This is a genomic window from Streptomyces sp. NPDC059850 (assembly GCF_042731515.1).
Classification (GTDB): Bacteria; Actinomycetota; Actinomycetes; order Streptomycetales; family Streptomycetaceae; genus Streptomyces.
The window spans coordinates 1-24,448 of record NZ_JBHWJI010000091.1; the positions used below are offsets into that span (position 1 = coordinate 1).

Consider the following 24,448-nt stretch of genomic DNA (forward strand, 5'->3'; position numbering starts at 1 on the left):
CCGGTAGGCCTCTGAGCCGGGCGGGGGGGGGGGGGCGGGGCGCCCCCCCCCGGGTCCCGGGCGGGGGGGGGGGGGGCAACCCCCCCCCCCACCCCCACGGGCGCGCCCCGGCCACATACCGCCCCCGCCCCCCGGCCCGTGATTGCCGAGACGCGCTGACGCGCGAAGCGTCAGTTGTCGTCCTCGTCGATGAGGAAGCCCCGCATCGGGCTAGGCGCCTGCTGCATCGGCTGCGGACTCTGCGGCCGCACCGGTGCCATCGGCTGGGTCATCGCGGGAGACATCTGCTGCTGACCACCGTACGACGGCGCACCGCCGTTCTGCTGGTGGCCACCGCCCATCGACTGGTTGCCGCCCATCGTGTGGCCACCCATCGAGCCGGCGCCCGAGGAAGCCATGGACCCGCTCATCGAGGGGGACGGCGGCAGCGACGCGGTCGCCGGGGTACGCGGCGGGGCCAGCGAGTCGTCGGACTGGTTCTCCAGCTGGCGCAGCTGGCTCTCCAGGTACGACTTCAGCCGCGTGCGGTACTCGCGTTCGAAGCCACGCAGGTCCTCGACCTTGCGCTCGAGCGTGGCACGAGCGGACTCCAGGGAGCCCATCGCGACACGGTGCTTCTCCTGCGCGTCCCGCTCCAGCGCGTCCGCCTTGGCGCGGGCGTCGCGCTCCAGGCCCTCGGCGCGGCTGCGAGCCTCGCCGACGATCTTGTTGGCCTCGGAACGGGCCTCCGCGATCGCCTGGTCAGCGGTCTGCTGAGCGAGCGACAGCACGCGCGCGGCGCTGTCGCCGCCCGGGCCCTGACCCGGCTGCGGCAGCTGCGGGCCGCCGGGACCGCCCATCGGGCCGCCCATGGGCCCGCCGGGCCCCATGGGGCCGCCCTGGCCCATCGGACCGGGACCGCCGGGGCCACCAGGACCGCCGGGGCCGCCCTGCCCCATCGGACCGGGGCCACCCTGGCCCATCGGACCGGCCGGCAGCTGCGGGGCACCGCCCGGAAGCTGCGGCGGGCCACCCATCTGCTGCTGTTGCTGCTGCTGTTGTTGCTGCTGCTGTTGCTGCGGCGGGCCAGGCTGACCCTGCTGCTGCGGCGGTCCGGATATGGCGGCGGGAACAGGGGCGCCGGGTCGCTCCTGCTGTTCCGGTGGTTTGCGCATGCCTTGCTGCTGCTGACTCTGTGCGGCGGCCCGGGTGGCTGCGGCCAGCTTGGCGCGCAGGTCCTCGTTCTCGCGTAGCAGCCGGGTCAGTTCGGCTTCGACCTCATCGAGGAAGGCATCGACCTCGTCCTCGTCATAGCCTTCTCGGAGGCGGACGGTCGTGAACTGCTTGTTCCGCACGTCCTCGGGGGTCAACGGCATCTCTACTTCACCTCAACGTAGTCGTCGGCAACCGGCAAGACCGTATCGTTCACACCCTGCTCGCAAAATTGCTCACGACGGTGATCAGGATCCAGACGATGATCATCAGCACGAAGAAGGACAGGTCGAGCGCCACACCCCCGAGACGCAACGGCGGGATGACCCGCCGCAGCAGCTTGAGTGGCGGATCGGTCACAGTGTAGGTGGCCTCGAGGATGACCACCATCGCCCTACCGGGTTGCCACGAGCGTGCGAACTGGAAGACGTAGTCCATCACCAGCCGGAAGATCAGCACGATCAGGAAGCAGTACAGCGCGATGTAGATCACCTGTAGTGCGATGCTCATCTCGCGCGTCCCTCTCCCCTGTTTCGTACGCGGCCTTGCGGCCTCGGATGACTCGGTGTTGCCGTGTTGCGTCTCAGCTCTGGTTGAAGAACCCGCCCTCTGCGATACGGGCCTTGTCCTCCGCCGTGACATCGACGTTAGCAGGAGACAACAGGAACACCTTCTGCGTCACGCGCTCAATGCTCCCATGGAGACCGAACACGAGTCCGGCGGCAAAGTCGACAAGTCGCTTCGCGTCCGTGTCGTCCATCTCCGTCAGATTCATGATCACCGGGGTGCCCTCACGGAAGTGTTCCCCGATAGTACGGGCCTCGTTGTAGGTCCGGGGGTGCAGTGTGGTGATGCGGTACGGCTCCCGCTCGGACACAACCTTGGGCATGATCACCGGTGCGTTCTTCTCCAAGTTCTGACGTTCAGGTGTGATAGACGCCACGGGGGCAATTCGCGCGGGTTGTCTGCTTTCCGTCACAAGCGGAGCTGGTTCACGCTGTGCGGGGGGGTGGACGACTCGCACAGATTCACCCCTCTCCGGCCGCGCTTCGGTCTCCGCTGCCGGATGACGCCGACGCTCCCGCTCAGGCTCCGGCTCGGGCTCGAATTCGTCGTCGGGGTCGAACCCCCGGCCGTCGTACCCATCGTCCTCCACGAGGCCGAGGTAGACCGCCATCTTGCGCATCGCGCCGGCCATTCTCTGCGTCCTCCGCTCTGTGGTGGATCGGCTCCGCCACCGGATGCCCTGGATCCACGCGGCCTGCCCGTCTTTTGACGGGAATGACCATATTTTCTGCTGTGGTCCGACTTCTTCGCGACGTTACCGGAGCCTGGGTCGGACTCCGAGTACCGCGGTGCCGACGCGCACATGTGTCGCTCCCGCCGCAACCGCTTCTTCCAGATCTGAGCTCATTCCCGCGGAGACCATGTTCGCAGCAGGATGAGCCACGCGCAGGCCGGATGAGATTTCCATCAACCGGCCGAACGCCGCCCGCGGCTGGTCCGCGTAGCGGCCGGCCAGCGGCGCGACGGTCATCAGCCCGTCCAGCCGCAGCCCGTCGGCCGCGGCCACGGCGTCGGCGAGCGCGCCCACTCCGTCCGGACCGACGCCTCCCCGCTGACCCCGCTCACCGGAGTCCACATCGAGCGCCACTTGAATCAGGACACCCAACTCGCGCGCGGCCCCCACGGCCGCACCCGAGAGCGCGTCGACCAATCGCTTGCGATCAACCGATTGCACCACATCGGCATAACTACATACAGAACGCACCTTATTGGTCTGCAATTGCCCGACAAAATGCCAGATCAATGGCAGATCGGCGCATTCCGCAGCTTTCGGGGCGGCCTCCTGGTCGCGGTTCTCGGCGACGTGCCGCACGCCGAGTTCCGCGAGCAAACGGACATCGCTCGCCGGATACGTCTTGGTGACCACGATCAGGGTCACCTCTTCGCGCTTGCGACCGGCGGCGGCGCAGGCGGCGGAGATACGTTCCTCCACCGTTGCCAGATTCGCGGCCAGTTCCGTCTTGCGATCCGTCACAGCTCAGCCGTCCAACCAGACATAGCTCGCGAGCCGCCCCGTGGTGCGGTCGCGCCGGTACGAGAAGTGATCCGCGGATTCCAGCGTGCAGATGTGAGATTGTCCATCCATCTCCACGCCGGCCCGGGCGAGTTGGGCCCGTACCCCGGCCGCCACGTCCACCGCCGGGGTGCCCCAGCTGGTCTCGGCCCAGGACTCGGACACCGTCTCCGCGACCTCGGCGCGCATCGCCTCGGGGACCTCGTAGCACCGGCCGCAAACGGAAGGGCCGGTTCGGGCCACGATCCGGGCCGGGTCCGCGCCCTGAGCCGTCATCGCCTCGACCACCGCCGGGACCACTCCGGCGACCAGCCCCGGCCGCCCCGCGTGGGCGGCACCGGCGACACCGGCGACCGGGTCGGCCAGCAGCACGGGGGTGCAGTCCGCGGTGAGGACGGCGAGGGCGAGCCCCCGACGCGAAGTCACCACCGCGTCCACCGAGGGGATCTCACCGATCGTCCAGGGGCCCTCGACCACGGCCACGTCCCGGCCGTGCACCTGGTTCATCCAGACGACGGACGACGGGTCCAGGCCGAGCGCCTTGGCCGCCAGTTCACGGTTGGTCCGCACGGTCTGGGGGTCGTCCCCCACCGCGCCGCCGAGGTTCAGCTCGTCATACGGAGCGGCGCTCACCCCGCCCCACCGGTCGGTGAAGGCGAAGTGCGCGCCGCTCGCGTCGTGCTGTTGCGCTATCACTGCTGATTCGCTTCAGGGTCGCCGTGGAGCCATGGCAGCCGGCTCACTTCAGGAAGTCCGGCACGTCCAGTTCCTCGGCCTGGCTGTCCTGGTAGGGACGGGCCGGCGGGACCTGCGGGGTGGACACCGGGGGCGGCGGCGGAACCTCGGCGACCGGAGCGGGCTCCGGTGCGGGCTCCTCCTCACGCGGGGTGACGCTGCCGAGGCCACCGAAGGACGGACGGCCCGGCTCCGGGGCGGACTGACGGGGCGCCTGGCTGCTCGTGCTCTCCTCGCGGCCGCCGTTGTACGAGCCGAGCACCTTGTCGCGGTTCTGGCTCTTCGCGGGCGGCTGGCCGCCGTCGAAGCCCGCCGCGATCACGGTGACCCGGACCTCGTCGCCGAGCGCGTCGTCGATGACCGCACCGAAGATGATGTTGGCCTCGGGGTGGGCGGCCTCGCTCACCAGCTGGGCGGCCTCGTTGATCTCGAACAGACCGAGGTCGGAGCCGCCGGAGATGGACAGCAGCACGCCCCGGGCGCCGTCGATGGACGCCTCCAGCAGTGGCGAGGAGATCGCCATCTCGGCTGCGGCCACCGCGCGGTCGTCTCCGCGCGCCGAGCCGATGCCCATGAGCGCCGAGCCCGCCTCGGACATCACGGACTTGACGTCCGCGAAGTCGAGGTTGATCAGGCCGGGGGTGGTGATGAGGTCGGTGATGCCCTGAACACCCGACAGCAGCACCTGGTCCGCCGACTTGAACGCGTCGAGCACGCTCACCTGGCGGTCGGAAATCGACAGGAGCCGGTCGTTCGGAATGACGATGAGGGTGTCGACCTCGTCGCGCAGCCCCGCGATGCCGTCCTCGGCCTGGTTGGCGCGGCGGCGGCCCTCGAAGGTGAACGGACGGGTGACCACACCGATCGTCAGGGCGCCCAGCGAACGCGCGATGTTGGCGACCACGGGGGCGCCACCGGTGCCGGTGCCGCCGCCCTCGCCCGCGGTCACGAAGACCATGTCGGCCCCCTTGAGGACCTCCTCGATCTCCTCGCGGTGGTCCTCGGCGGCCTTGCGGCCGACATCGGGGTTGGCGCCGGCGCCCAGTCCACGAGTGAGCTCACGGCCGACGTCGAGTTTGACGTCCGCGTCACTCATCAGCAGGGCCTGCGCATCGGTGTTGATCGCGATGAACTCGACGCCCTTGAGCCCGACCTCGATCATCCGGTTGATGGCATTCACGCCACCGCCGCCGATGCCGACGACCTTGATGACTGCGAGGTAGTTCTGCGGTGCTGCCACGTCGAAGGCCTCTCGCCTCGAGTTACGTGTCGCCACCCCGCTGTTGCCGCGGTGCGCCGACTGATGCCGAATGGGACGGTTCCGATTGCCGACCCCAACCCTAACGCTGAAGTTTAGGGTTACCAGTGCCTCTGTTTCCCGGAGTCTTCGGAACAGGACACTAAGTCGACAAGTGGCGCGCGTTCAATGAACACGCCGAACCGACCGCTTTTCTTTTCACCCTATGTGATCACCCAGTGGGCTAGCCAACCAGGGTGCTGGCCTGCCGCTATCCCCGTCAACTACGGGACACCGCGGGCGCGCTCGGCGCGCTGACGTCGAAGTGACCGGCGTCGGGCCGCGCTTTCATCAGCGCCGTGAGCGCCTTGGCCTTCGCCGCGCCGCGCTCCTCGCTCCCCCATGCGACCGTACGGCTCCGAGACAGCTCCAGGGTGATCGAGTCGTACGAACGGACCCGGACCGAGCGCGTGTCCGCCCGGACCTTCGCCGGGAGCCCGGCGACCACCCGGACGGCCTCGCGGCGCAGCCGCGCCGGGCCGAAATGGCGTGAACTCGGCGACCGGTCCGGCTCCATTTCGAGCAGTGGAACGTCCTTCGGCCGCTTGGTCAGGCGCGAGAACCGCACGCCACCGGCGTCCACTTCGCGGAACTTCCCGCCCTCTTCGACAATCACTTCGGCCTTGCGTTCCGTCACATCAAGACTGATGGTGTGCGGCCATGACCGGGATACGTCCACTTTTGCTATCCGCGGCAGCCGGTCGCGCAGCCGCTGCCCGATCGCTCCGGTGTCCACCGCGACCAGCGGGGTGTCCAGCGGGACGGCCGCGGCCTCGCGGACCTCGGCCTGGGTGAGCACGTCCGCGCCGGTGACCGTCACCCGCTCGGTCCGCAGCCAGCTCGACCCGTACAGCAGCCAGCCGGTGCCGCCGCCCAGCAGGGCCGCCACCACGGCGGCGACGATCAGGGTGCGGCGGCGGGGCAGGCGGATCCTGCGCCGCGCCGTGAAGAGGCGCGGGGGCGGGCCGGACGGCGACGCCCGTCGTGAACCGCTCTCGGCGGTCGTCGGTCCGGCCACGCTCCCTGCCTTCTCACGCCTGGCGGCGTGCCGCGATTGCCTCGTACACCATGCCGACCAGCAGCTCGTCGGCGTCCCGGCGGCCGAAATCGGCGGCGCGCCGCGACATCTCGTACAGCCGGTGCGGGTCGCCGAGCACCGGGAGCACATTGCTCTGCACCCATTCGGGCGTCAGCTCGGCGTCGTCGACCAGCAGTCCGCCGCCCGCCTTGACCAACGGCTGGGCGTTGAGCCGCTGCTCGCCGTTGCCGATGGGCAGCGGGACGTAGGCGGCCGGGAGCCCGACGGCGGACAGCTCGGCGACGGTCATCGCGCCCGCGCGGCAGAGCATCATGTCGGCCGCGGCGTACGCGAGGTCCATCCGGTCCACGTACGGTACCGGGATGTAGGGCGGCATTCCGGGCATGTTGTCCACATGCGGCAGTTCGTTTTTCGGCCCGACCGCGTGCAGGACCTGAATTCCGGCCCGCTGGAGGAACGGGGCGACCCGCTGGACGACCTCGTTCAGCCGACGGGCGCCCTGCGAACCGCCGGAGACCAGCAGCGTCGGCAGGTTCTGGTCGAGGCCGAAGGCCGCGCGTGCCTCGGGGCGGACCGCGGCCCGGTCCAGGGTGGCGATGGAGCGGCGCAGCGGGATGCCCACGTAGCGGGCGCCCCGGAGCTTGCTGTCGGGGGTGGAGACCCCGACGGACGTCGCGTAGCGCGAGCCGATCTTGTTGGCGAGCCCGGGCCGGGCGTTGGCCTCGTGGACGATGATCGGCACGCCCAGCCGCTTGGCGGCCAGATAGCCGGGCAGGGCCACATAGCCGCCGAAGCCGACCACGCAGTCGGCCTTGGTGCGCTCCAGGATCTGCTCGGCGGCCTTGATCGTGCCGCGCAGCCGTCCGGGGACGGTGATCAGCTCGGGTGTGGGTTTGCGTGGCAGCGGGACGGCCGGGATCAGCCCGAGTTCGTAGCCGCGCTCGGGCACGAGGCGGGTCTCAAGCCCGCGCTCCGTGCCGAGCGCCGTGATCCCCACGGTCGGATCCTGCCTTCGCAGGGCGTCCGCGAGGGCGAGCGCGGGCTCGATGTGGCCGGCGGTCCCCCCACCGGCGAGTACGACATGCACCGAAATTCACCGCTCTCCGGACGGCCGTTCCTTGACGCGCCGTCTCATCGTCTTCCGTCTCACCCGAGCCAGCTTCTTCCGCAAAGCAGGCTGCCGCATGGCCAGTGCCGCCCGCGCGGCGGGCTCGGCCCGTGCGAAGGCGATCAGCAGACCTACGGCGAACATGGTCGGCAGCAGGGCGGACCCTCCGTAGGAGAACAGCGGGAGCGGAACCCCGGCGATCGGCAGCAAGCCGAGCACCGCACCGATGTTGATCACGGCCTGCGCCGTGATCCAGGTGGTCACGCCTCCCGCGGCGTACCTCACGAAGGGGTCCTCCGTGCGTCCGGCCACGCGGATACCCGCATAGCCTAGAGCCGCGAAGAGGACGAGCACCGACAGCGTCCCCGCCAGGCCGAGTTCCTCCCCGGTAATGGCGAAGATGAAGTCGGTGTGCGGTTCGGGGAGTTCGCCCCATTTCTCCATGGAGGCCCCGAGTCCGGAACCGAACCATCCGCCGTTGGCCAGAGCATAGATCCCATGCACCGCCTGCCAGCACTGATCGTTGGCTCCGGGCTCGGTTGCGCCGATGCAGGCGAGCCGGGACATCCGGTTGGCGCTGGTCTTGATCAGCAGAAGGCCGATCACGCCGGCGAAGGCGAGCACGCCCGCGAAGAGCCGGGTGGGGGCGCCCGCGAGCCAAAGCAGGCCGAAAAGAATCGCCGAGAGAATGATCGCGGTGCCCATGTCGCCGCCCAGCATGATCATCCCGAGCAGCAGGGCGGCCGCCGGGACGAGCGGCACCAGGAGGTGCTTCCACTGCGTGAGCAGCCGCTTGTCCTGCTTACGGGCGAGCAGGTCGGCGCCCCACAGGACGAGCGCGAGCTTGCCGAACTCGCTCGGCTGGAGCATGAACGGGCCGCCGAAGGAGATCCAGTTCTGATTGCCGTTGACCGAAATCCCTATCCCCGGCACCTGGACCAGGCACATCAGGAAGACCGAGGCGGCGAGCAGCGGATAGGCGAAGGCGCGGTGCAGCTTGATCGGCATGCGCACGGCCAGCAGCATCAGCGCGGCGCCGAGCACCGCCGCGAAGAGCTGTTTGCGGAAGAAGTACGAGGGCGCCAGACCCGACTGGAGCGCCTTGATCTGGGAGGCGGAGTAGACCATCACCAGGCCCAGCACGGTGATCAGCGCGGCGCCGCCGAGGATCAGGTAGTACGCGGTGAGCGGACGGTCCCAGGCCTTCTTGGCGCGCTGCTGTGTGCCCCGCAGGGCCTCCAGCAGGCTGCCACGGGAGGGGCGGGCCGGAGTTCGGATCACCGGGCGGCGTGGGGCCCCGGGAGCGCCCTGACGGCCCTTGCCCGCCGCCACCTTGCCCACGGCCGCCTTGGTCGCCTTGGCCGCCGCGGTCCTGCCCGCCGCCACCTTGCCCGCCGCCGTCCTGTCCGGGGAGGCCGCCGCGCCCTTGGCCCGCGCGGCGGGCCGTGGCCGCGCGGCGCCGCCCGCCCGTGGGCCTGGGCGGCCGGTGGTCGCACCGGCTGGCCGGGACCGTGGCGCGGCGGGCTGGTCAGGCGTCATGTCGTATCCCCTCCAGGTTCTCCGCGCGAGCGGTGGTCCTCGCGGGGGACCTGCGGGCTCCTACTCGTCCGCGACCGGGCCCGGGGCCAGGTCGTGAACCGCCGCGGCGAAGGCGTCGCCCCGCTTGTTGTAGTTGGTGAACATGTCCATCGAGGCGCAGGCCGGGGCCAGAAGGACCGTATCGCCCGGTCGGGCGAGCCGGGCCGCTTCCCGGACAGCCGCCGCCATCGCCCCAGTGTCGGTCCGGTCGAGGTCCACGACCGGGACATCCGCTGCGTGTCGCGCGAGCGCTTCCCGGATCAGGGCGCGGTCGGCGCCGATCAGCACCGCGCCGCGCAGCCGCCCGGCGGCCGTGGTGACGAGGTCGTCGAAGGTGGCGCCCTTGGCGAGGCCGCCGGCGACCCACACGATGTGCTCGTACGCGCCCAACGACGCCTCGGCGGCGTGGGTGTTGGTCGCCTTGGAGTCGTCCACGTAACTCACGCCCCCGACGTCCGCGACGTGCTCCACCCGGTGCGGGTCCGGGCGGAAGGCGCGCAGCCCGTCCCGTACGGCCGTGGGCGGCACGCCGTAGGCGCGGGCCAGTGCCGCGGCGGCGAGCGCGTTGGCGATGTTGTGCGGCGCGGGCGGGTTGACGTCGGCGACCTCGGCCAGCTCCTGGGCGTTCTTCTGCCGGTTCTCGACGAAGGCGCGGTCGACGAGGATGTTCTCGACGACGCCGAGCTGGGAGGGGCCGGGCGTGCCGAGGGTGAAGCCGATCGCCCGGCAGCCCTCCTCGACGTCGGCGGCCCGGACCAGGTCCTCGGTGGCGGGGTCGGCGGCGTTGTAGACGCAGGCGACCTGGTTGCCCTCGTAGATCCGGCCCTTGTCGGTCGCGTACGCCGCCATGGAGCCGTGCCAGTCGAGGTGGTCGGGGGCGAGGTTGAGGACCGCGCCGGAGTGGGCGCGCAGCGAGGGCGCCCAGTGCAGCTGGTAGCTGGACAGCTCGACGGCGAGCACGTCGTACGGCGTATCGCCGAGCACGATGTCCAGGAGCGAGACGCCGATGTTGCCGACGGCGGCGGTGCGCAGCCCGGCGGCCTCCAGGATGGACGCCAGCATGCGCACGGTGGTCGTCTTGCCGTTGGTGCCGGTGACCGCGAGCCAGGGCGCGGAGTCCGGGCCGCGCAGCCGCCAGGCCAGCTCCACGTCGCCCCAGACCGGGACGCCCGCCTTCTCGGCGGCCAGGAAGAGCGGGCTGGTGGGCTTCCAGCCGGGGGTGGTGACGATCAGCTCGGTGCCGTCCGGCAACGTGTCTCCGTCGCCGAGCCGGACCGTGATGCCGAGCGGCTCCAGTTCGGCCGCCTGGGCGCGCTGGGGTTCGCCGTCGCTTCCGTTGACGACGGTCACCGTGGCCCCGAGGCCCCGCAGCGCACGCGCTGCGGGGACCCCGGAGACGCCGAGTCCGGCGACGGTGACATGCCGTCCGGCGAGGTCGGTGACGTCGATGGTCACGAAGCCCGCCAGCCCGCGTAGAAGAGGCCGAGTCCGACGATCACGCACATGCCCTGGATGATCCAGAACCGGACCACCACAAGGACTTCGCTCCACCCCTTGAGTTCGAAGTGGTGCTGGAGTGGTGCCATCCGGAAGACCCGGCGCCCGGTGAGCCGGAACGAGCCGACCTGGATGACCACGGAGAGGGTGATCAGGACGAACAGCCCGCCGAGGACGGCCATCAGCAGCTCGGTGCGGGAGCAGATGGCGAGCCCCGCGAGGCCGCCGCCGAGCGCGAGCGAGCCGGTGTCGCCCATGAAGATCTTGGCGGGCGAGGTGTTCCACCACAAGAAGCCGAAGCAGGCGCCCATCAGCGCGGAGGCGACGACCGCGAGGTCGAGCGGGTCGCGCACCTCGAAGCAGGACGAGGGGTTGGTGAGGGTCCGCGCGTTGGCGCAGGACTCCTGGTACTGCCAGACGCCGATGAAGGTGTAGGCGCCGAAGACCATCACGGAGGCGCCGGTGGCCAGACCGTCGAGGCCGTCGGTGAGGTTCACGCCGTTCGACATCGCGAGGATCATGAACAGCGCCCAGATCGCGAAGATCACCGGGCCGAAGGACCAGCCGAAGTCCTGGACGAAGGAGAGCCGGTCGGAGGCCGGGGTCTGCTGGCGCGCGTCGGCGAAGTTGAGCGCGAGGATCGCGAAGGCGACACCGACGATCAGCTGACCGGCCATCTTGGCCTTGGCCCGCAGGCCCAGGCTGCGCTGCTTGACGATCTTGATGTAGTCGTCGAGGAAGCCGACCAGGCCCATTCCCGCGAACAGGAAGAGCACCAGCACACCGGAGAAGGTCGGCTCACTGCCCGTGATCACCTTCGTCACCGCGTAGGCGATCAGCGTGGCCAGGATGAAGGAGATACCGCCCATGGTGGGCGTGCCCTTCTTGCTGCCGTGCGTCCGCGGGCCGTCATCCCGGATGTACTGGCCGTAGCCCTTGCGGGCGAGCAGCTTGATCAGCAGCGGTGTGCCGATCAGGGTCAGAAAGAGCCCGATGGCCCCGGAGAAGAGGATCTGCCTCATGGCGCCTACGTGTTCTTCTCCCGCGGCGAGGCCATCGGCGAGGAGGAGCTGCCCCATGCTCATCGGCCGGTGACCTCACCCTCGAGCAACGCCTGCGCGAGTGCCTCCAGGCCGACCGACCTGGATGCCTTTACCAACACGACATCCCCCGGTCGCAGCTCGCTCCGCAGCAGATCGACCGCTGCCCGCACGTCGGACACGTGCACCGACTCCTCACCCCACGAACCCTCGTTCTTGGCGCCCATGTCCAGCCACGCGGCCTCCCGGCCGCCGACCGCCACGAGCTTGCTGACGTTGAGCCGGACGGCCAGCCGTCCGACCGCGTCGTGCTCGGCCAGCGAGTCGTCGCCCAGCTCGGCCATCGGGCCCAGCACCGCCCACGTGCGACGCCCCGGTGTTGCGGCGCCCATCGCGGCCAGCGCGCGCAGCGCGGCTCGCATGGACTCGGGGTTCGCGTTGTAGGCGTCGTTGACAACCGTCACGCCGTCCGAGCGCTCGGTGACCTCCATCCGCCAGCGGGAGAGCTGCCCCGCTTCGGAGAGCGCCACGGCGATCTCGTCGACGGACATGCCCGTCTCATGGGCGACGGCGGCCGCGGCGAGCGCGTTCGACACGTGGTGCTCACCGTACAGGCGCATGGTCACGTCACCGCACCCGGTAGGGGTGTGAAGCGTGAAGGCGGGACGGCCGCCGTCGGCAAGCCGGACATTCGAGGCACGTACGTCGGCGCCCTCGGACTCGCCGAACAGGACGGTACGGGCCTTCGTACGGGACGCCATGGCGCGCACCAGGGGGTCGTCGGCGTTGAGCACCGCCACCCCGCCGTCCTCGGCGGCGGGCAGCGACTCGACCAGTTCGCCCTTGGCCTCGGCGATCTGCTCCCGGCCGCCGAACTCGCCGATGTGCGCGGTGCCGACGTTGAGGACGAGCCCGATGCGGGGCGGGGTGAGGTCCGTCAGATAACGGATGTGGCCCTTGCCTCGGGCGCCCATCTCCAGCACCAGGTGCTGGGTCGACTCGTCGGCGCGCAGCGCGGTCAGCGGCAGCCCGATCTCGTTGTTGAACGAGCCGTGCGTCCACACGGTCGGGCCGTGCCGCTGGAGCAGCTGGGCGATGAGGTCCTTGGTGCTGGTCTTCCCGGCGGAGCCGGTGAGCGCGACCACGGTCGTGCCCAGCCGCTCGACGACGGCACGGGCGAGCGCGCCCATGGCGGCGACGACGTCGGGGACGACGATCGCCGGAACCTGGGCGTCCGGTGTGGAGACCGGGCGGGTGGCCAGGATCGCCACCGCACCCGCCTCGACCGCGCCGCGCGCGTAGTCGTGGCCGTCCACGCGCTCCCCGGGGAGCGCGGCGAACAGGCTCCCGGGCCGCACCTCGCGGGAGTCGATCACGACAGGACCGGTGACCTTCAGGTCAGGGTCCGGTATGTCGTGCGGCTGCCCACCGACGAGGCCGGTGATCTCGGTGAGGGACAGTGGGATCACTGATCACCTCCGGCCGTGCGGGAGAGCTGCCTGGAGGGGGCTGGTGCGCGCATGGCGGTCTGTCATCCCTGGTTGTCTTGAGGTGTGTGCCCGTGCGGTTGGCTCGCCTCGGGGTGCCGCGTACCGGGCCCCTTGGTTCGCTCGCTGAGTTCGATGGCTTCCCGCAGGACCTGGCGGTCGTCGAAGGCGCGAACCACCCCGGCGATCTCCTGGCCCTGCTCATGGCCCTTGCCTGCGACGATCACGGTGTCACCGGGTTCCGCGCGGGCGACGGCGACGGCGATGGCTTTCTCCCGCTCCTCCTCGACCAGGACGTCGCCGCGCTCGTGCGCGGGCACCTCGGCGGCGCCCGCGAGCATCGCGGCGAGGATCGCGAGCGGGTCCTCGGAGCGGGGGTTGTCCGACGTCAGCACGGCCGTGTCGGCGTACCGGGCCACCGCGGAACCCATCGGTCCGCGCTTGAGCCGGTCGCGGTCGCCGCCGCAGCCGAGGACGGCGTGCAGCTTGCCGTCGGTGACCTTGCGCAGGGCGCGCAGCACCGACTCCACCGCGTCGGTCTTGTGGGCGTAGTCGACCACCGCGAGGTACGGCTGGCCCACGTCGACGCGCTCCAGCCGCCCGGGCACGCCGGGGACGGCGGCGATGCCGTCCGCGGCCGTCTGCGGGTCGATCCCGGCGACGGCGAGCGAGACGAGGGCGGCGAGCGCGTTGGCGACGTTGAACGGGCCCGCGATGGGGGCCTCGGCCCGTACGGTCTCGCCGTTCGGGCCGATCGCGGTGAAGGTCGAGCCGAGCGGGCCGACCTCGACGTCCGCGGCCCGCCAGTGGGCGTCGGGGTGGCCCTCGGCGGAGAAGGTGGTGACCGGGACCTCGGACTGCTCGATGAGCCGGCGGCCGTACTCGTCGTCGTAGTTGATCACTCCGGCCCGGCTGCGGGCCTTGGTGAACAGCTGGGCCTTGGCCTGGAAGTAGTCCTCCATCCCCGAGTGGAACTCCATGTGCTCCGGGGAGAGGTTGTTGAAGACCGCGACGTCGAAGACGCAGCCGTCGACGCGGCCGAGGACCAGGGCGTGGCTGGAGACCTCCATGACGACCGAGTGGACGTCGCGTTCGCGCATCACCGCGAACAGCGCCTGCAGGTCGGTGGCCTCGGGGGTGGTGCGCTCGGACTTGATGCGCTCGTCGCCGATGCGCATCTCGACGGTGCCGATGAGCCCCGTGGGACCGCCGCCGGCCTTCGCCGCGGCGGCCCGCAGGCCGCCCTCGACGAGGTAGGCGGTGGTGGTCTTGCCGGAGGTGCCGGTGATGCCGATCTGCAGCAGGCTGTGGCCCGGCTCGTCGTAGATCGTGGCGGCCAGCGCGCCCATCCGGCCGCGCGGGTTGTCCACGACCAGGACCGGCAGCCCGGTGGCGGCGGCGCGCTCGGCGCCGTCCGGGTCGGTCAGCACGGCGGCCGCGCCGAGGTCGGCGGCCTGGGCGGCGAAGTCCGCGCCGTGCAGCCGGGCGCCGGACAGCGCGGCGTACACATCGCCCGGGCGCACGGCGCGCGAGTCATGGGTGATCCCGGTGACCGCGGCCTCCGCCGGGACGCCGGAGGCATCGACACCCAGCTGGTCCGCCAGCTCCGCGAGCGGTACGGGGCGGACCTGGAGGGGGCGGGGCGCTCCCGGGTATTCCACAGAAACGTCCTTCTGAGGGGTTTGAGACTGATCAGCTTGGGGCACGGCGGTGAGCGTACCCGGCCCACCCGCTCCGTCGCGAAATCCGGCGCCCGAGCAGCGGCGCACCGGCCCCTGGTTCCCGGGATCCGGCGTGATCGTCGTCACGGCTGAACCCGCTCACTGGCCCGGGCTGTAGCTGACGGGGAGCCGCTTGGGCTGCTTGCCGGTCGGCGGGACCTGCAGCGACTTGAGCGCGAACTCCATGACCTTCTTGTAGACCGGACCGCAGACCTGGCCGCCGAAATAGCTGCCCTTGGTCGGATTCTGCACCGCGCAGTAGACCGTGAGGCGCGGTTTGTCGGCTGGTGCGAAACCGGCGAAGGAAGCGGTGTAGCCATGGTATTGGCCGGTTTTCGGGTCCACGCGGTTGGAGGTGCCGGTCTTGCCCGCGACCAGATAGCCGGGGATCTTCGCCTTGGTGCCGGTGCCCTCCTGGTTGTCCACGACCGATTCGAGCATCTCGGCGAGCGTCTTGGCGGTCTTCGGGCTCACCACGCGGTTCTTCTCGGGCGCGGGCGCCGGGGTGAAGTCGCCTCCGGGGCCCCGGGTGCCGCGCACCAGGCTGGGGGCGATGCGCTGGCCGCCGTTGGCGACGGTGGAGTAGACGGAGGCCGCCTGGACGGCGTTGAGCGACAGGCCCTGGCCGAAGGGGATGGTGTACCCCTGCGAGGCGCTCCAGTCCTGTGGTTTGGCCAGGATGCCGGGGGTCTCGCCGGGGAGGCCGAGCCCGGTGGGCTGTCCGATGCCGAACTTGCGCAAGTAGGAGTAGAGGATCCGGTTCTTCTGCTTCTCGGTCTTGCCCAGCTGCTCGGTGGCGAGGATGGTGCCGATGTTGCTGGACTTGGCGAGCACCCCGTTGAGCGTGAGGTACCAGGTGGGGTGGTCGATGTCGTCGGCGAAGGCCCGGCCCGCGCGCGGCAGCCGGTTGGGGACCTGCACCTGGGTGTCCCAGCGGGCGGCGCCCTGCTGCAGTACGGCGGCCATGGACATCAGCTTGCTGACGCTGCCCGGTTCGTACGCGTCGGAGATCGCGGCGTTGCCGAGGGCGTCGCCGTCCGCGGTGGAGATGTCGTTGGGGTCGAAGCCGGGGGCGTTGGCCATGGCCAGCAGCCGTCCGGTGCGGGTGTCCTGGACGACGACGTAGCCGCGGTCCGCGCCCGACTTCTCCACCTGGTCGGAGATGGCGCTCTGGGCGGCCCACTGGATGTCGCGGTCGATCGTCAGCTCGACGTCGCTGCCGGGCACCGCGGGCTGTTCGCTGACGTCCCCGGTGGGCACCTGATGACCGCCGGACTGGGCGTAGACGCGCTTGCCGTCCTTGCCCGCGAGCTTCTTGTTCAGCAGCTGCTCGACCCCCGCGGCGCCTCGCCCGTCGGCGCCCACGAAGCCCAGGATCCCGGCGGCGAGGTCGCCGCTCGGGTAGACCCGCTTGCTGTGCGACTCCCGGTTGACCCCGGCGAGGACGTTGGTGCCCTTGCCCTTGGCCGCGGCGTCGTCCAGGTTGTTCTTCAGGTCCTTGATCTGGTTCCAGACCTGCGGGGTCTGCTGCCGGGCCAGCACGACGTACTGCGACTTCGGGTTGTCGGTGAGCTTCTTCTCCAGGTCCGCCTCGTTCTTGCCGAGGATCGGCGCGAGGAGGGCGGCCGCCTGCTTGGGCGCGTCCTTGGTCTTGGCGTTGCGCGGGGTGAGCAGATCGGGGGCGGCCGTGATGTCGTACGCGTCCACGGTGGTGGCCAGGTTGACGCCGTCGCGGTCGGTGATGGACCCGCGCTCGGCGGACAGCTTCACCGGGATGTAGCGGTTGACATTGGCCTTGGCGGCGTACGCGGACGCGTCCACGGCCTGCACCTGGAGCAGCCGGACGACGAAGGCCAGCATGACGAGCGTGAGGCCGAGGCTGATCAGCCGCAGCCGGGGCCGCGGGCTGCCCAGCCGGATCTGTCCCGGCGCGTTCCCGGGGCGCCCGCCGCGCTGCGCGCCGGGGCGCGGACCGCGCTCCGAGGGGCGGCGCCGCTCCCCCTGGCGCGGGCGGCGGTCGCGGTCGCCGCGCGGCGCCGCCGGGCCGGGCACCCGTCGGCGGGGGTCCTGGGGTCGCGTCACCGTGTCACCTGCCGGGGGCCGGGGTGGTCGCGGCGCCGGTACCGGACGCCGGGGTCAGGGGGCTCGCCGACGGCAGTACGGCCGGGGCCGGGGCGGACGCCTCGGCGGAGGCCGGCGGGGCGGGCGCCGGGGTGGGGTCGAGCACCAGCGGGGGCAGCGGGCCGGGGGCGTGCGCCACCGAGGGCTGCCCGGTGGCCGGTGCGGGCACCCCGGCCACGGTGCCGTCCGGGTTGAGGAAGGCCGGGCTGCCGCCGGGCACCATGCCCAGCTCCCGGGCGCGCTGCTCCAGCGCGCCGGGGGCGGAGAGCTGGTCGACCTCCTGCTGGAGCGCCTGGCGTTCGTCGCTCAGCTCGTCGGTCTGCTTCTCCAGCTTGCTCAGCTCGAACGACCCCTGGTTGAGGGAGGAGTTCAGCAGCAGCAGCGCGATCAGGCCGGAGCCGAGCAGGACGACGACGAGCAGCACGAACGGCGTACGCCGGGCCGTGGCAGCCCCCGGAGCCGCGCCTGGCGCCCCGGCCAGCTTCCCCCCGGCCGCGCTCACAGGGCGTCCTCCCGGATGCGCTCCGCGCCCCGGAAGCGGGCCGGGGCGGCGCGGCGGTTCTCGGCGATCTCCTCTTCGGTGGGCAGCTCGGCGCCGCGGGTGAGCAGCTTGAGCCGGGGCTGATAGCGCTCCGGGACGACCGGCAGGCCGCGCGGCGCGGTGTTGGCGGCGCCCGCCGCCAGCACCTGCTTGACGAGCCGGTCCTCCAGCGAGTGGTACGACAGGACGGCGATCCGCCCGCCCACCGCGAGCGCCGCCACGGCCGCCGGAACGGCCCGCTCCAGGACCGACAGCTCGCCGTTGACCTCGATGCGCAGCGCCTGGAAGGTGCGCTTGGCCGGGTTGCCGCCGGTGCGCTTGGCGGCCTGCGGCAGGGCCTCGCGGATCAGCTCGACGAGCCGGGCGCTGTTGCTGAACGGTTCCTTGGCGCGCTCCCGGACCACCGCGTCCACGATCTTCTTGGCGAACTTCTCCTCGCCGTACGTGCGCAGGATGCGCACCAGGTCGCCCGGCGGGTAGGTGTTCAGCACCTCGGCGGCGCTGATGCCCGCCGTCTGGTCCATCCGCATGTCCAGCGGGGCGTCCTGCGCGTAGGCGAAGCCGCGCCCGGCCTCGTCCAGCTGCATGGAGGAGACGCCGAGGTCGAACAGGACGCCCTGGACGCGCGGCACCCCGAGCCGGTCCAGGACCTCGGGCAGCTCGTCGTAGACGGCGTGCACCAGGGTCGCCCGGTCGCCGTAGGGGGCCAGCCGCTCACCGGCCAGCCGGAGCGCGTCCGGGTCGCGGTCGAGGCCGATGAGCCGGGCCGCGGGGAAGCTGCGCAGCAGCGCCTCGCTGTGCCCCCCGAGGCCGAGCGTGCAGTCGACCACCACCGCGCCGGGTTCGGCGAGGGCGGGGGCCAGCATGTCCAGGCAGCGCTGAAGCATGACGGGAACGTGGAGAGCGTTGCTGCTCATTGCGCTGCTCGTGCGCCCTTCTGAGGGTCGGGCGTGGCGGGTACGCACCGCCGGGTCCCCACCCGCTCTGAAGGGGAAGTGGCCGACTGGCGCCGGGGAAGTGACGTCAGGCGACCGGAGCGGGAGGAGGCCGAGGGGTACGTACGCACCGCGCTCACGCGAAAATTTCGGGGATCCAAGGGGAGCGTCACGCCTCCCACTTCGCGCCACTTTAGTCCACTCGTCCCCTCGGTCAACCAACCGGCCAGCGCGTCCCGCCGCCGGAGTGGAACGCTCGGCCGAGCGTGCGACGGAAGGGCGCACAGGGGGTGTGGAGTGGCTCACAATCACTCCTTCGGCGCATCTAATGCCCTCGTTTGCGCAACCTAAAGAAAAGACAAAATCCCCTGGTGGGCTTAGGGTCGTAGCCATGTCGATATCTGTCACCGACCGCCTGGTCGAGGCCAACCGCCAGTACGCCGACAAGTTCACCGACCCCGGGATGGACGCGCGCCCCGTGCAGCAGGTCGCCATCGTCGCCTGCATGGACGCACGACTCGATCTGCACGAGGCGCTCGGTCTGGAACTGGGCGATTGCCACACGATCCGCAACGCGGGCGGCGTGGTCACCGACGACATCATCCGCTCCCTGACCATCAGCCAGCGCGCGCTGGGCACCCGCAGCGTCGTGCTGATCCACCACACCGGCTGCGGTCTGCTGAACCTCACCGAGGACTTCCGGCACGAACTGGAGGAGGAAGTGGGCCAGCGGCCGTCCTGGGCGGTCGAGGCGTTCAAGGACCTGGACGCCGACGTGCGCCAGTCGATGGAGCGGGTGCGCACCTCGCCGTTCCTGCTCCACCGCGACGACGTCCGGGGCTTCGTCTTCGATGTGACGACGGGTCTGCTGCGGGAAGTCGAGCCCCGCGGCTGAGGGATTTTCCCCTCGTACTCGTACAAGCGTGACAAATAACCCCGGGTTATCCACAGCCGAGTGACGCGAGACGGCGAAGACCGCAAGAATGCGTAGATGACATCGTCCCCCGCAACCCCGCGGGGGACCGATGCCAGCGTTTGCGGTGGGCCGCTCCGTCCTCTTGGGGACAGATCGGCCCTGAGAACGGGCCGAGGAGGGCCGGGTGACGACCTATGACGAACGAGCGAGCCTCAGCGATCTGACCACCACAGCGGAGCGGGTCCGCCGGTCGGTGGAGGGTGTGATCGAGGGCAAGCCCGAGGTCGTACGGCTTTCGCTGACCGTACTGCTCGCCGAGGGGCATCTGCTGATCGAGGATGTCCCGGGCGTGGGCAAGACCATGCTCGCCAAGGCGCTCGCGCGGTCCATCGACTGCTCGGTGCGCCGTATTCAGTTCACCCCCGACCTGTTGCCGTCGGACATCACCGGGGTGAGCATCTACGACCAGCAGCGCAAGGAATTCGAGTTCAAACCGGGTGCGATCTTCGCCCAGATCGTCATCGGGGACGAGATCAACCGCGCCTCCCCCAAGACGCAGTCCGCGCTTCTTGAATCGATGGAAGAGCGCCAGGTCACCATCGACGGGGAGAGCTACGAACTGCCCAGCCCCTTCATGGTGGTGGCCACCCAGAACCCGGTCGAGATGGAGGGCACGTATCCGCTGCCCGAGGCGCAGCGCGACCGCTTCATGGCGCGCGTCTCCATCGGGTACCCCAGCCCGCAGGCGGAGCTGGAGATGCTGGACGTGCACGGCGGGGTCTCCCCGCTGGACGACCTGCGGCCGGTCGCGCACGCCCACGAGATCGTCAAGCTGGTCGAGGCGGTGCGCTCGGTGCACGTCGCCGAGGCCATCCGGCGGTATGCGGTGGAACTGGTGTCCGCCACCCGCAACCACCCCGATCTGCGGCTCGGCGCCTCGCCCCGGGCCACGCTGCACCTGCTGCGGGCCGCCAAGGCGGCGGCCGCGCTGGCCGGGCGGGACTTCGCCCTTCCCGACGACGTGCAGTCACTCGCCGTCCCGGTGCTGGCCCACCGGCTGCTGCCGACCGCCCAGGCCCAGCTGAACCGGCGTACCTCCGAGCAGGTCGTCGCGGACATCCTGCAGCGCACCCCGCTGCCGACCTCGTCGCAGCGGACCGGCGGACCGATGCCCCCGGTGCCCTCCATGCCCCCGGTCGACTACGGGCAGCAGCCGGGCGCACGGAGGCTGTGATGACCACAGGGGGGACGGGCGCGGGCCCCGGGAGTACCGGAGGCGGGGAGGACCGGGGCACGCTCCGGGCGGCGCTCGGCGGGCTGACCACCCGCGGCCGCTCCTTCCTGGCCGCCGGGGTCGCCGCCGCGGTGTGCAGCTATGTGCTGGGCCAGGCCGATCTGCTGCGGGTGGGGCTGCTGCTGGCGGCGCTGCCCCTGGTGTGCGTGGCCGTGGTCTACCGCACCCGGTACCGGGTGGCGGGCAGCCGGCGGCTCGCGCCCGCGCGGGTCCCGTCGGGCTCCGAGGCCCGGGTGCACCTGCGCATGGACAACGTTTCGCGGCTGCCCACCGGGCTGCTCATGCTCCAGGACCGGGTGCCGTATGTGCTGGGGCCGCGCCCCCGCTTCGTCCTGGACCGGGTGGAGCCGGGCGGCCGCCGCGAGGTGTCCTACCGGGTCCGCTCCGATCTGCGCGGCCGCTATCCGCTGGGCCCGCTGCAGCTGCGGCTCAACGACCCGTTCGGGATGTGCGAGCTGACCCGCGCCTTCAGCGCGTACGACACGCTCACCGTGGTGCCCCGGGTCGAGCCGCTGCCCGCGGTGCGGCTGACCGGCGAGGCCGCGGGGTACGGGGACGGGCGGCACCGCTCGCTGGCCCTGGCCGGTGAGGACGATGTGATCCCGCGCGGTTATCGCCACGGCGACGACCTGCGCCGGGTGCACTGGCGGTCCACCGCGCGCTACGGGGAGCTGATGGTGCGCCGCGAGGAGCAGCCGCAGCGCGCCCACTGCACGGTGCTGCTGGACACCCGGGGCGAGGCCTACGAGGGCGCGGGGCCCGACTCCCCCTTCGAATGGGCGGTGTGCGGCGCGGCCTCGGCCTCGGTGCACCTGCTGGAGCGGGGCTACGCGGTCCGGCTGCTGACCGACACCGGACACTCGGTGCCCGGCCCGGAGGGCGGCGGCGGATTCGCCGGTTCCACGCATGACTCCGCGGAGACGGCCGGGCTGATGCTGGACACCCTCGCGGTGGTGGACCACTCCGACGAGGAAGGGCTCTCCGCCGCGTACGACGTGCTCGGCGGTGGGGGCGAGGGCCTGCTGGTGGCCTTTCTGGGCGAGCTGGACGAGGAGCAGGCGGCGCTGGTCGGGCGCATGCGGCACCGCACCACGGCGGCGGTGGCGTTCGTCATGGACGGACCGGCCTGGTCGCGGGGGCTGGAGCCCGCCGACCCACGGGCGCTGGAGGACGGGCTGCGGCGGCTGCGCGAGGCGGGGTGGACGGCGCTGCCGGTCGCCCCGGGCGCCTCGCTGGCGGAGCTGTGGCGACAGGCTGACGGACAGGGCGCCCCCCGGGCCGAGGCGGGGCGTCCGGGCGTCGGCGGCATGACAGGGAGCTGGGGATGAGTGGGAGCGTTCGGCTGGCCGTCTGCGCGGCGGTCGCCACGGCCGCGGCCGCGTGCGCGCTGCTGCCGCTGGTGGATCCGGCGGGCTGGCTGCTGCAGGCCGCCCTGCTGCTGGCGGTCCAGAGCACGGCGGGCGTGGCCGCCCGCCGGGTGCCGCTGGCCCGTCCGCTGACGGTGGCGGCGCAGGGCGTGGTGATGGTCCTGCTGCTCACCGTCGTCTTCACCTCCGGGCAGGCGTTCGCGGGGGTGCTGCCGAGTCCGCAGGCCCTGAACGAGTTCGCGCTGCTGCTGCGCGAGGGCACCAGCGACGTCGGGCAGTACGCGACCCCGGCCCCGGTCACCGACGGCATCCGGCTGCTGCTGGTCGGCGGGGTGCTGCTGATAGGTCTTGTGGTCGACGCGCTCGCGGTGACCTACCGCAGCGCGGCCCCCGCCGGGCTGCCGCTGCTGGCGCTGTACTCGGTCGCGGCGGGTCTGTCGGACGACGGAAGCGACTGGGTGTGGTTCCTGGTCGCGGCCGCCGGTTATCTGCTGCTGCTCCTGGCCGAGGGCCGGGACCGGCTCTCGGCCTGGGGCCGCGTCTTCAGCGGCGGCGCCCCGCGCGCGCCGGGCATGCCGTCCTCGGGGCTGGCCGCGACCGGTGACGGCCCGGCGGCGGCCCCGGTCCGGGCCGGTCACCGGATCGGCGTGCTGGCGCTGGGCATCGCGGTCGCGGTGCCCGCGGTGCTGCCCTCCCTGGACGGCGGGCTGCTGGACCGGCAGGGCAGCGGCGGCGGACCCGGCAACGGCGGCGGCACCATCTCGGCGGTGAACCCGCTGGTGTCGCTCCAGGACAGCCTGAACCAGCCGGAGAACAGGGAAGTGCTGCGGTACCGCACCTCCTCGCAGACCACCCAGGACATGTATCTGCGGATCGTGGCGCTCGACAAGTTCGACGGCGCCTCGTGGAAGTCGTCGGAGCGGCATGTCACCGATGTGCCGAGCCGACTGCCCGCGCCGACCGGCCTCGGCCCCGCGGTCCGTACCACCTCCGTCGACACGTCCATCTCGGCCGCCGAGTGGTACGCGCAGAACTGGCTGCCGCTCCCCTACCCGGCCGACAAGGTGCAGATCGACGGGCGCTGGCGGTACGAGCCCGAGGGCCGCACCCTGGTCGGCGACCGGGGCCAGACCACCCGGGGCGCCCGCTACCGGGTCACCAGCCTGCTGGTGGAGCCGACCGCCGACCAGCTGGCCACCGCCCCGCCGCCGAACCCGCGGCTGCGGCGCGAGTACACCGAGGTGCCGGACTCGCTGCCGCCCGTGGTCGCCCGGACCGCGCGCGAGGTGACCGGGGGCGCGGCGAACGCGTACCAGAAGGCGGTCAAGCTCCAGGACTGGTTCGCGGTGAACGGGGGCTTCCGGTACGACACCCAGGTGCAGTCCGGCAGCGGCTCGACCGCCATCGCGAAGTTCCTGAAGCAGAAGGCGGGCTTCTGCGTCCACTTCTCGTTCTCCATGGCGGCGATGGCCCGGACGCTGGGCATACCGGCGCGGGTGGCCGTCGGGTTCACTCCCGGAACCTCGCAGGCGGACGGTTCGGTGTCGGTCGGGCTCAAGGACGCCCACGCCTGGCCCGAGCTGTACTTCGAGGGGGTCGGCTGGACCCGCTTCGAGCCCACTCCGAGCCGTGGCACCCAGCCCGACTACACGATGGAGCAGACGCCGTCGGGCGAGGTCCCCGACGAGCCGTCGTCCCAGCCGAGCACCAGCTCCGAGCCCTCGGCCGCGCCGTCCGCCTCGGACAGCTGCGCACCGGAGCTGCGGAAGCAGGGCGGCTGCGAGGCCGCCGCGGTCCCGCAGCCCGGTGACGGCGCCTCGGGCGGCGGGCTGTCGGTGGCCACGGTCACCAGCTGGAGTTCGCTGGCGGTGCTGCTGTTCGTGGTGCCGCTGCTGCCCATGCTGTGGCGGCGGCGGATACGGGCCCGCAGACTGGACGGCTCCGGCGGGCGCACCGAACAGGACGCCGCCGACCGCATCCTGGCGGCCTGGCGCGAACTGGTCGATTCGGCCTGGGACTTCGGCGTCCTCCCGGACGATTCGCAGACCTCGCGCAAGGCTGTGGCCCGGATCGTGCTCCTCGCCGAGCTGGACGACGAGGCGAACCAGGCGGCGCAGCGGGTGGCCGCGGCGGTCGAGCAGGTGCTGTACGCGCCGCGACCACGGCCCGTCGCCGGGGTCGCCGACGACGTACGGGTGGTCCTGGCCGCGCTCCAGTCCGGCGCCGGGCGCCGGGAGCGGCTGCGGGCCCTGCTGGCCCCGCGCTCGGCGGTCCAGCTGCTGTGGGCAGGCTCCCGCCGCTGGTCCACGCTGGTGGACCGCTGGGGAGCCCCCCGCTGGACCCGCTGGGCAGCCCAGCTACGCGCTCCGCGCGGCGAACGAGGCTGAGCCGGACGCCGTCCGGGGCCGGGGCAGCCCGGTCCCGGACGGCCGCCACGAAAGGACCCGGTGGCGGTGTCTTATAAACAAATCCGAGCCCACGAGACAAGGCTGCATACAGTG

General features: G+C 71.7%; 20 protein-coding genes. 4 read left to right on the forward strand and 16 right to left on the reverse strand.

Going from position 1 to position 24,448, the window contains the following annotated elements; all coding sequences use genetic code 11:
- Positions 1-170: 170 nt before the first annotated feature.
- From ACFV9T_RS40460 to rsmH, 16 genes are all read right to left on the reverse strand, one after another.
- Positions 171-1,355, reverse strand: coding sequence for a DivIVA domain-containing protein (locus tag ACFV9T_RS40460; RefSeq protein WP_385448276.1), 1,185 nt, complete (start codon positions 1,353-1,355; stop codon positions 171-173).
- Positions 1,356-1,404: 49 nt separating this feature from the next.
- Positions 1,405-1,701: a YggT family protein gene (locus ACFV9T_RS40465; protein ID WP_009718667.1), complete on the reverse strand. Its 297-nt coding sequence runs from the start codon at positions 1,699-1,701 to the stop codon at positions 1,405-1,407.
- Positions 1,702-1,774: 73 nt separating this feature from the next.
- A complete protein-coding gene (locus ACFV9T_RS40470; RefSeq protein WP_385448279.1) occupies positions 1,775-2,389 on the reverse strand; it encodes a cell division protein SepF in 615 nt (204 codons plus the stop codon).
- Between the two features lie 123 nt (positions 2,390-2,512).
- Positions 2,513-3,232, reverse strand: coding sequence for a YggS family pyridoxal phosphate-dependent enzyme (locus ACFV9T_RS40475; protein ID WP_385448282.1), 720 nt, complete (start codon positions 3,230-3,232; stop codon positions 2,513-2,515).
- Between the two features lie 3 nt (positions 3,233-3,235).
- Positions 3,236-3,967, reverse strand: a complete 732-nt coding sequence (gene pgeF, locus ACFV9T_RS40480; RefSeq protein WP_385448284.1) for a peptidoglycan editing factor PgeF — start codon at positions 3,965-3,967, stop codon at positions 3,236-3,238.
- 43 nt (positions 3,968-4,010) lie between these two features.
- Entirely contained in the window at positions 4,011-5,246 is a 1,236-nt protein-coding gene (ftsZ, locus tag ACFV9T_RS40485) for a cell division protein FtsZ (RefSeq protein WP_385448287.1), read from the reverse strand.
- 277 nt (positions 5,247-5,523) lie between these two features.
- On the reverse strand, positions 5,524-6,321 hold the full coding sequence (locus tag ACFV9T_RS40490; protein ID WP_385448290.1) for a cell division protein FtsQ/DivIB: 798 nt from the start codon (positions 6,319-6,321) through the stop codon (positions 5,524-5,526).
- A 13-nt stretch (positions 6,322-6,334) separates the two neighbouring features.
- A complete protein-coding gene (murG, locus tag ACFV9T_RS40495) occupies positions 6,335-7,429 on the reverse strand; it encodes an undecaprenyldiphospho-muramoylpentapeptide beta-N-acetylglucosaminyltransferase (protein ID WP_009718661.1) in 1,095 nt (364 codons plus the stop codon).
- Positions 7,430-7,435: 6 nt separating this feature from the next.
- The gene (gene ftsW, locus ACFV9T_RS40500; protein ID WP_385448293.1) at positions 7,436-8,989 is read right to left on the reverse strand and encodes a putative lipid II flippase FtsW; all 1,554 of its coding nucleotides are present in this window, start codon (positions 8,987-8,989) and stop codon (positions 7,436-7,438) included.
- A 60-nt stretch (positions 8,990-9,049) separates the two neighbouring features.
- On the reverse strand, positions 9,050-10,483 hold the full coding sequence (gene murD, locus ACFV9T_RS40505; RefSeq protein ID WP_385448295.1) for a UDP-N-acetylmuramoyl-L-alanine--D-glutamate ligase: 1,434 nt from the start codon (positions 10,481-10,483) through the stop codon (positions 9,050-9,052).
- The gene (mraY, locus tag ACFV9T_RS40510) at positions 10,480-11,547 is read right to left on the reverse strand and encodes a phospho-N-acetylmuramoyl-pentapeptide-transferase (RefSeq protein ID WP_385448321.1); all 1,068 of its coding nucleotides are present in this window, start codon (positions 11,545-11,547) and stop codon (positions 10,480-10,482) included. The genes murD and mraY overlap by 4 nt, the downstream gene beginning before the upstream one ends.
- A gap of 59 nt (positions 11,548-11,606) precedes the next feature.
- Complete coding sequence (gene murF / locus ACFV9T_RS40515; RefSeq protein WP_385448298.1) at positions 11,607-13,034, reverse strand: UDP-N-acetylmuramoyl-tripeptide--D-alanyl-D-alanine ligase; 1,428 nt, start codon at positions 13,032-13,034, stop codon at positions 11,607-11,609.
- Positions 13,035-13,096: 62 nt separating this feature from the next.
- Positions 13,097-14,860, reverse strand: a complete 1,764-nt coding sequence (locus tag ACFV9T_RS40520; RefSeq protein WP_385448299.1) for a UDP-N-acetylmuramoyl-L-alanyl-D-glutamate--2,6-diaminopimelate ligase — start codon at positions 14,858-14,860, stop codon at positions 13,097-13,099.
- A gap of 12 nt (positions 14,861-14,872) precedes the next feature.
- Entirely contained in the window at positions 14,873-16,855 is a 1,983-nt protein-coding gene (locus ACFV9T_RS40525; protein WP_385448302.1) for a peptidoglycan D,D-transpeptidase FtsI family protein, read from the reverse strand.
- Positions 16,856-16,859: 4 nt separating this feature from the next.
- The gene (locus ACFV9T_RS40530) at positions 16,860-17,396 is read right to left on the reverse strand and encodes a septum formation initiator family protein (RefSeq protein ID WP_385448304.1); all 537 of its coding nucleotides are present in this window, start codon (positions 17,394-17,396) and stop codon (positions 16,860-16,862) included.
- Complete coding sequence (rsmH, locus tag ACFV9T_RS40535) at positions 17,393-18,352, reverse strand: 16S rRNA (cytosine(1402)-N(4))-methyltransferase RsmH (protein WP_385448306.1); 960 nt, start codon at positions 18,350-18,352, stop codon at positions 17,393-17,395. Before rsmH ends, ACFV9T_RS40530 begins: the two co-directional genes overlap by 4 nt.
- Before the next feature lie 409 nt (positions 18,353-18,761).
- On the opposite strand from rsmH, the gene ACFV9T_RS40540 reads away from it, so the two are divergent.
- From ACFV9T_RS40540 to ACFV9T_RS40555, 4 genes are all read left to right on the forward strand, one after another.
- On the forward strand, positions 18,762-19,265 hold the full coding sequence (locus ACFV9T_RS40540) for a beta-class carbonic anhydrase (RefSeq protein ID WP_385448309.1): 504 nt from the start codon (positions 18,762-18,764) through the stop codon (positions 19,263-19,265).
- 205 nt (positions 19,266-19,470) lie between these two features.
- Positions 19,471-20,520: an AAA family ATPase gene (locus ACFV9T_RS40545; protein WP_385448312.1), complete on the forward strand. Its 1,050-nt coding sequence runs from the start codon at positions 19,471-19,473 to the stop codon at positions 20,518-20,520.
- Complete coding sequence (locus ACFV9T_RS40550) at positions 20,520-21,908, forward strand: DUF58 domain-containing protein (protein WP_385448315.1); 1,389 nt, start codon at positions 20,520-20,522, stop codon at positions 21,906-21,908. Before ACFV9T_RS40545 ends, ACFV9T_RS40550 begins: the two co-directional genes overlap by 1 nt.
- Entirely contained in the window at positions 21,905-24,334 is a 2,430-nt protein-coding gene (locus ACFV9T_RS40555) for a transglutaminaseTgpA domain-containing protein (protein ID WP_385448318.1), read from the forward strand. Before ACFV9T_RS40550 ends, ACFV9T_RS40555 begins: the two co-directional genes overlap by 4 nt.
- Positions 24,335-24,448 lie beyond the last annotated feature (114 nt).

Bases quoted from the DNA above. Each gene is read 5' to 3' on its own strand.
- mraY (WP_385448321.1), bottom strand. From the start codon at position 11,547: ATGAGGCAGATCCTCTTCTCCGGGGCCATCGGGCTCTTTCTGACCCTG.
- ACFV9T_RS40555 (WP_385448318.1), top strand. From the start codon at position 21,905: ATGAGTGGGAGCGTTCGGCTGGCCGTCTGCGCGGCGGTCGCCACGGCC.
- rsmH (WP_385448306.1), bottom strand. From the start codon at position 18,352: ATGAGCAGCAACGCTCTCCACGTTCCCGTCATGCTTCAGCGCTGCCTG.
- ACFV9T_RS40540 (WP_385448309.1), top strand. From the start codon at position 18,762: ATGTCGATATCTGTCACCGACCGCCTGGTCGAGGCCAACCGCCAGTAC.
- ACFV9T_RS40465 (WP_009718667.1), bottom strand. From the start codon at position 1,701: ATGAGCATCGCACTACAGGTGATCTACATCGCGCTGTACTGCTTCCTG.
- ACFV9T_RS40470 (WP_385448279.1), bottom strand. From the start codon at position 2,389: ATGGCCGGCGCGATGCGCAAGATGGCGGTCTACCTCGGCCTCGTGGAG.
- ACFV9T_RS40550 (WP_385448315.1), top strand. From the start codon at position 20,520: ATGACCACAGGGGGGACGGGCGCGGGCCCCGGGAGTACCGGAGGCGGG.
- ftsW (WP_385448293.1), bottom strand. From the start codon at position 8,989: ATGACGCCTGACCAGCCCGCCGCGCCACGGTCCCGGCCAGCCGGTGCG.
- ACFV9T_RS40460 (WP_385448276.1), bottom strand. From the start codon at position 1,355: ATGCCGTTGACCCCCGAGGACGTGCGGAACAAGCAGTTCACGACCGTC.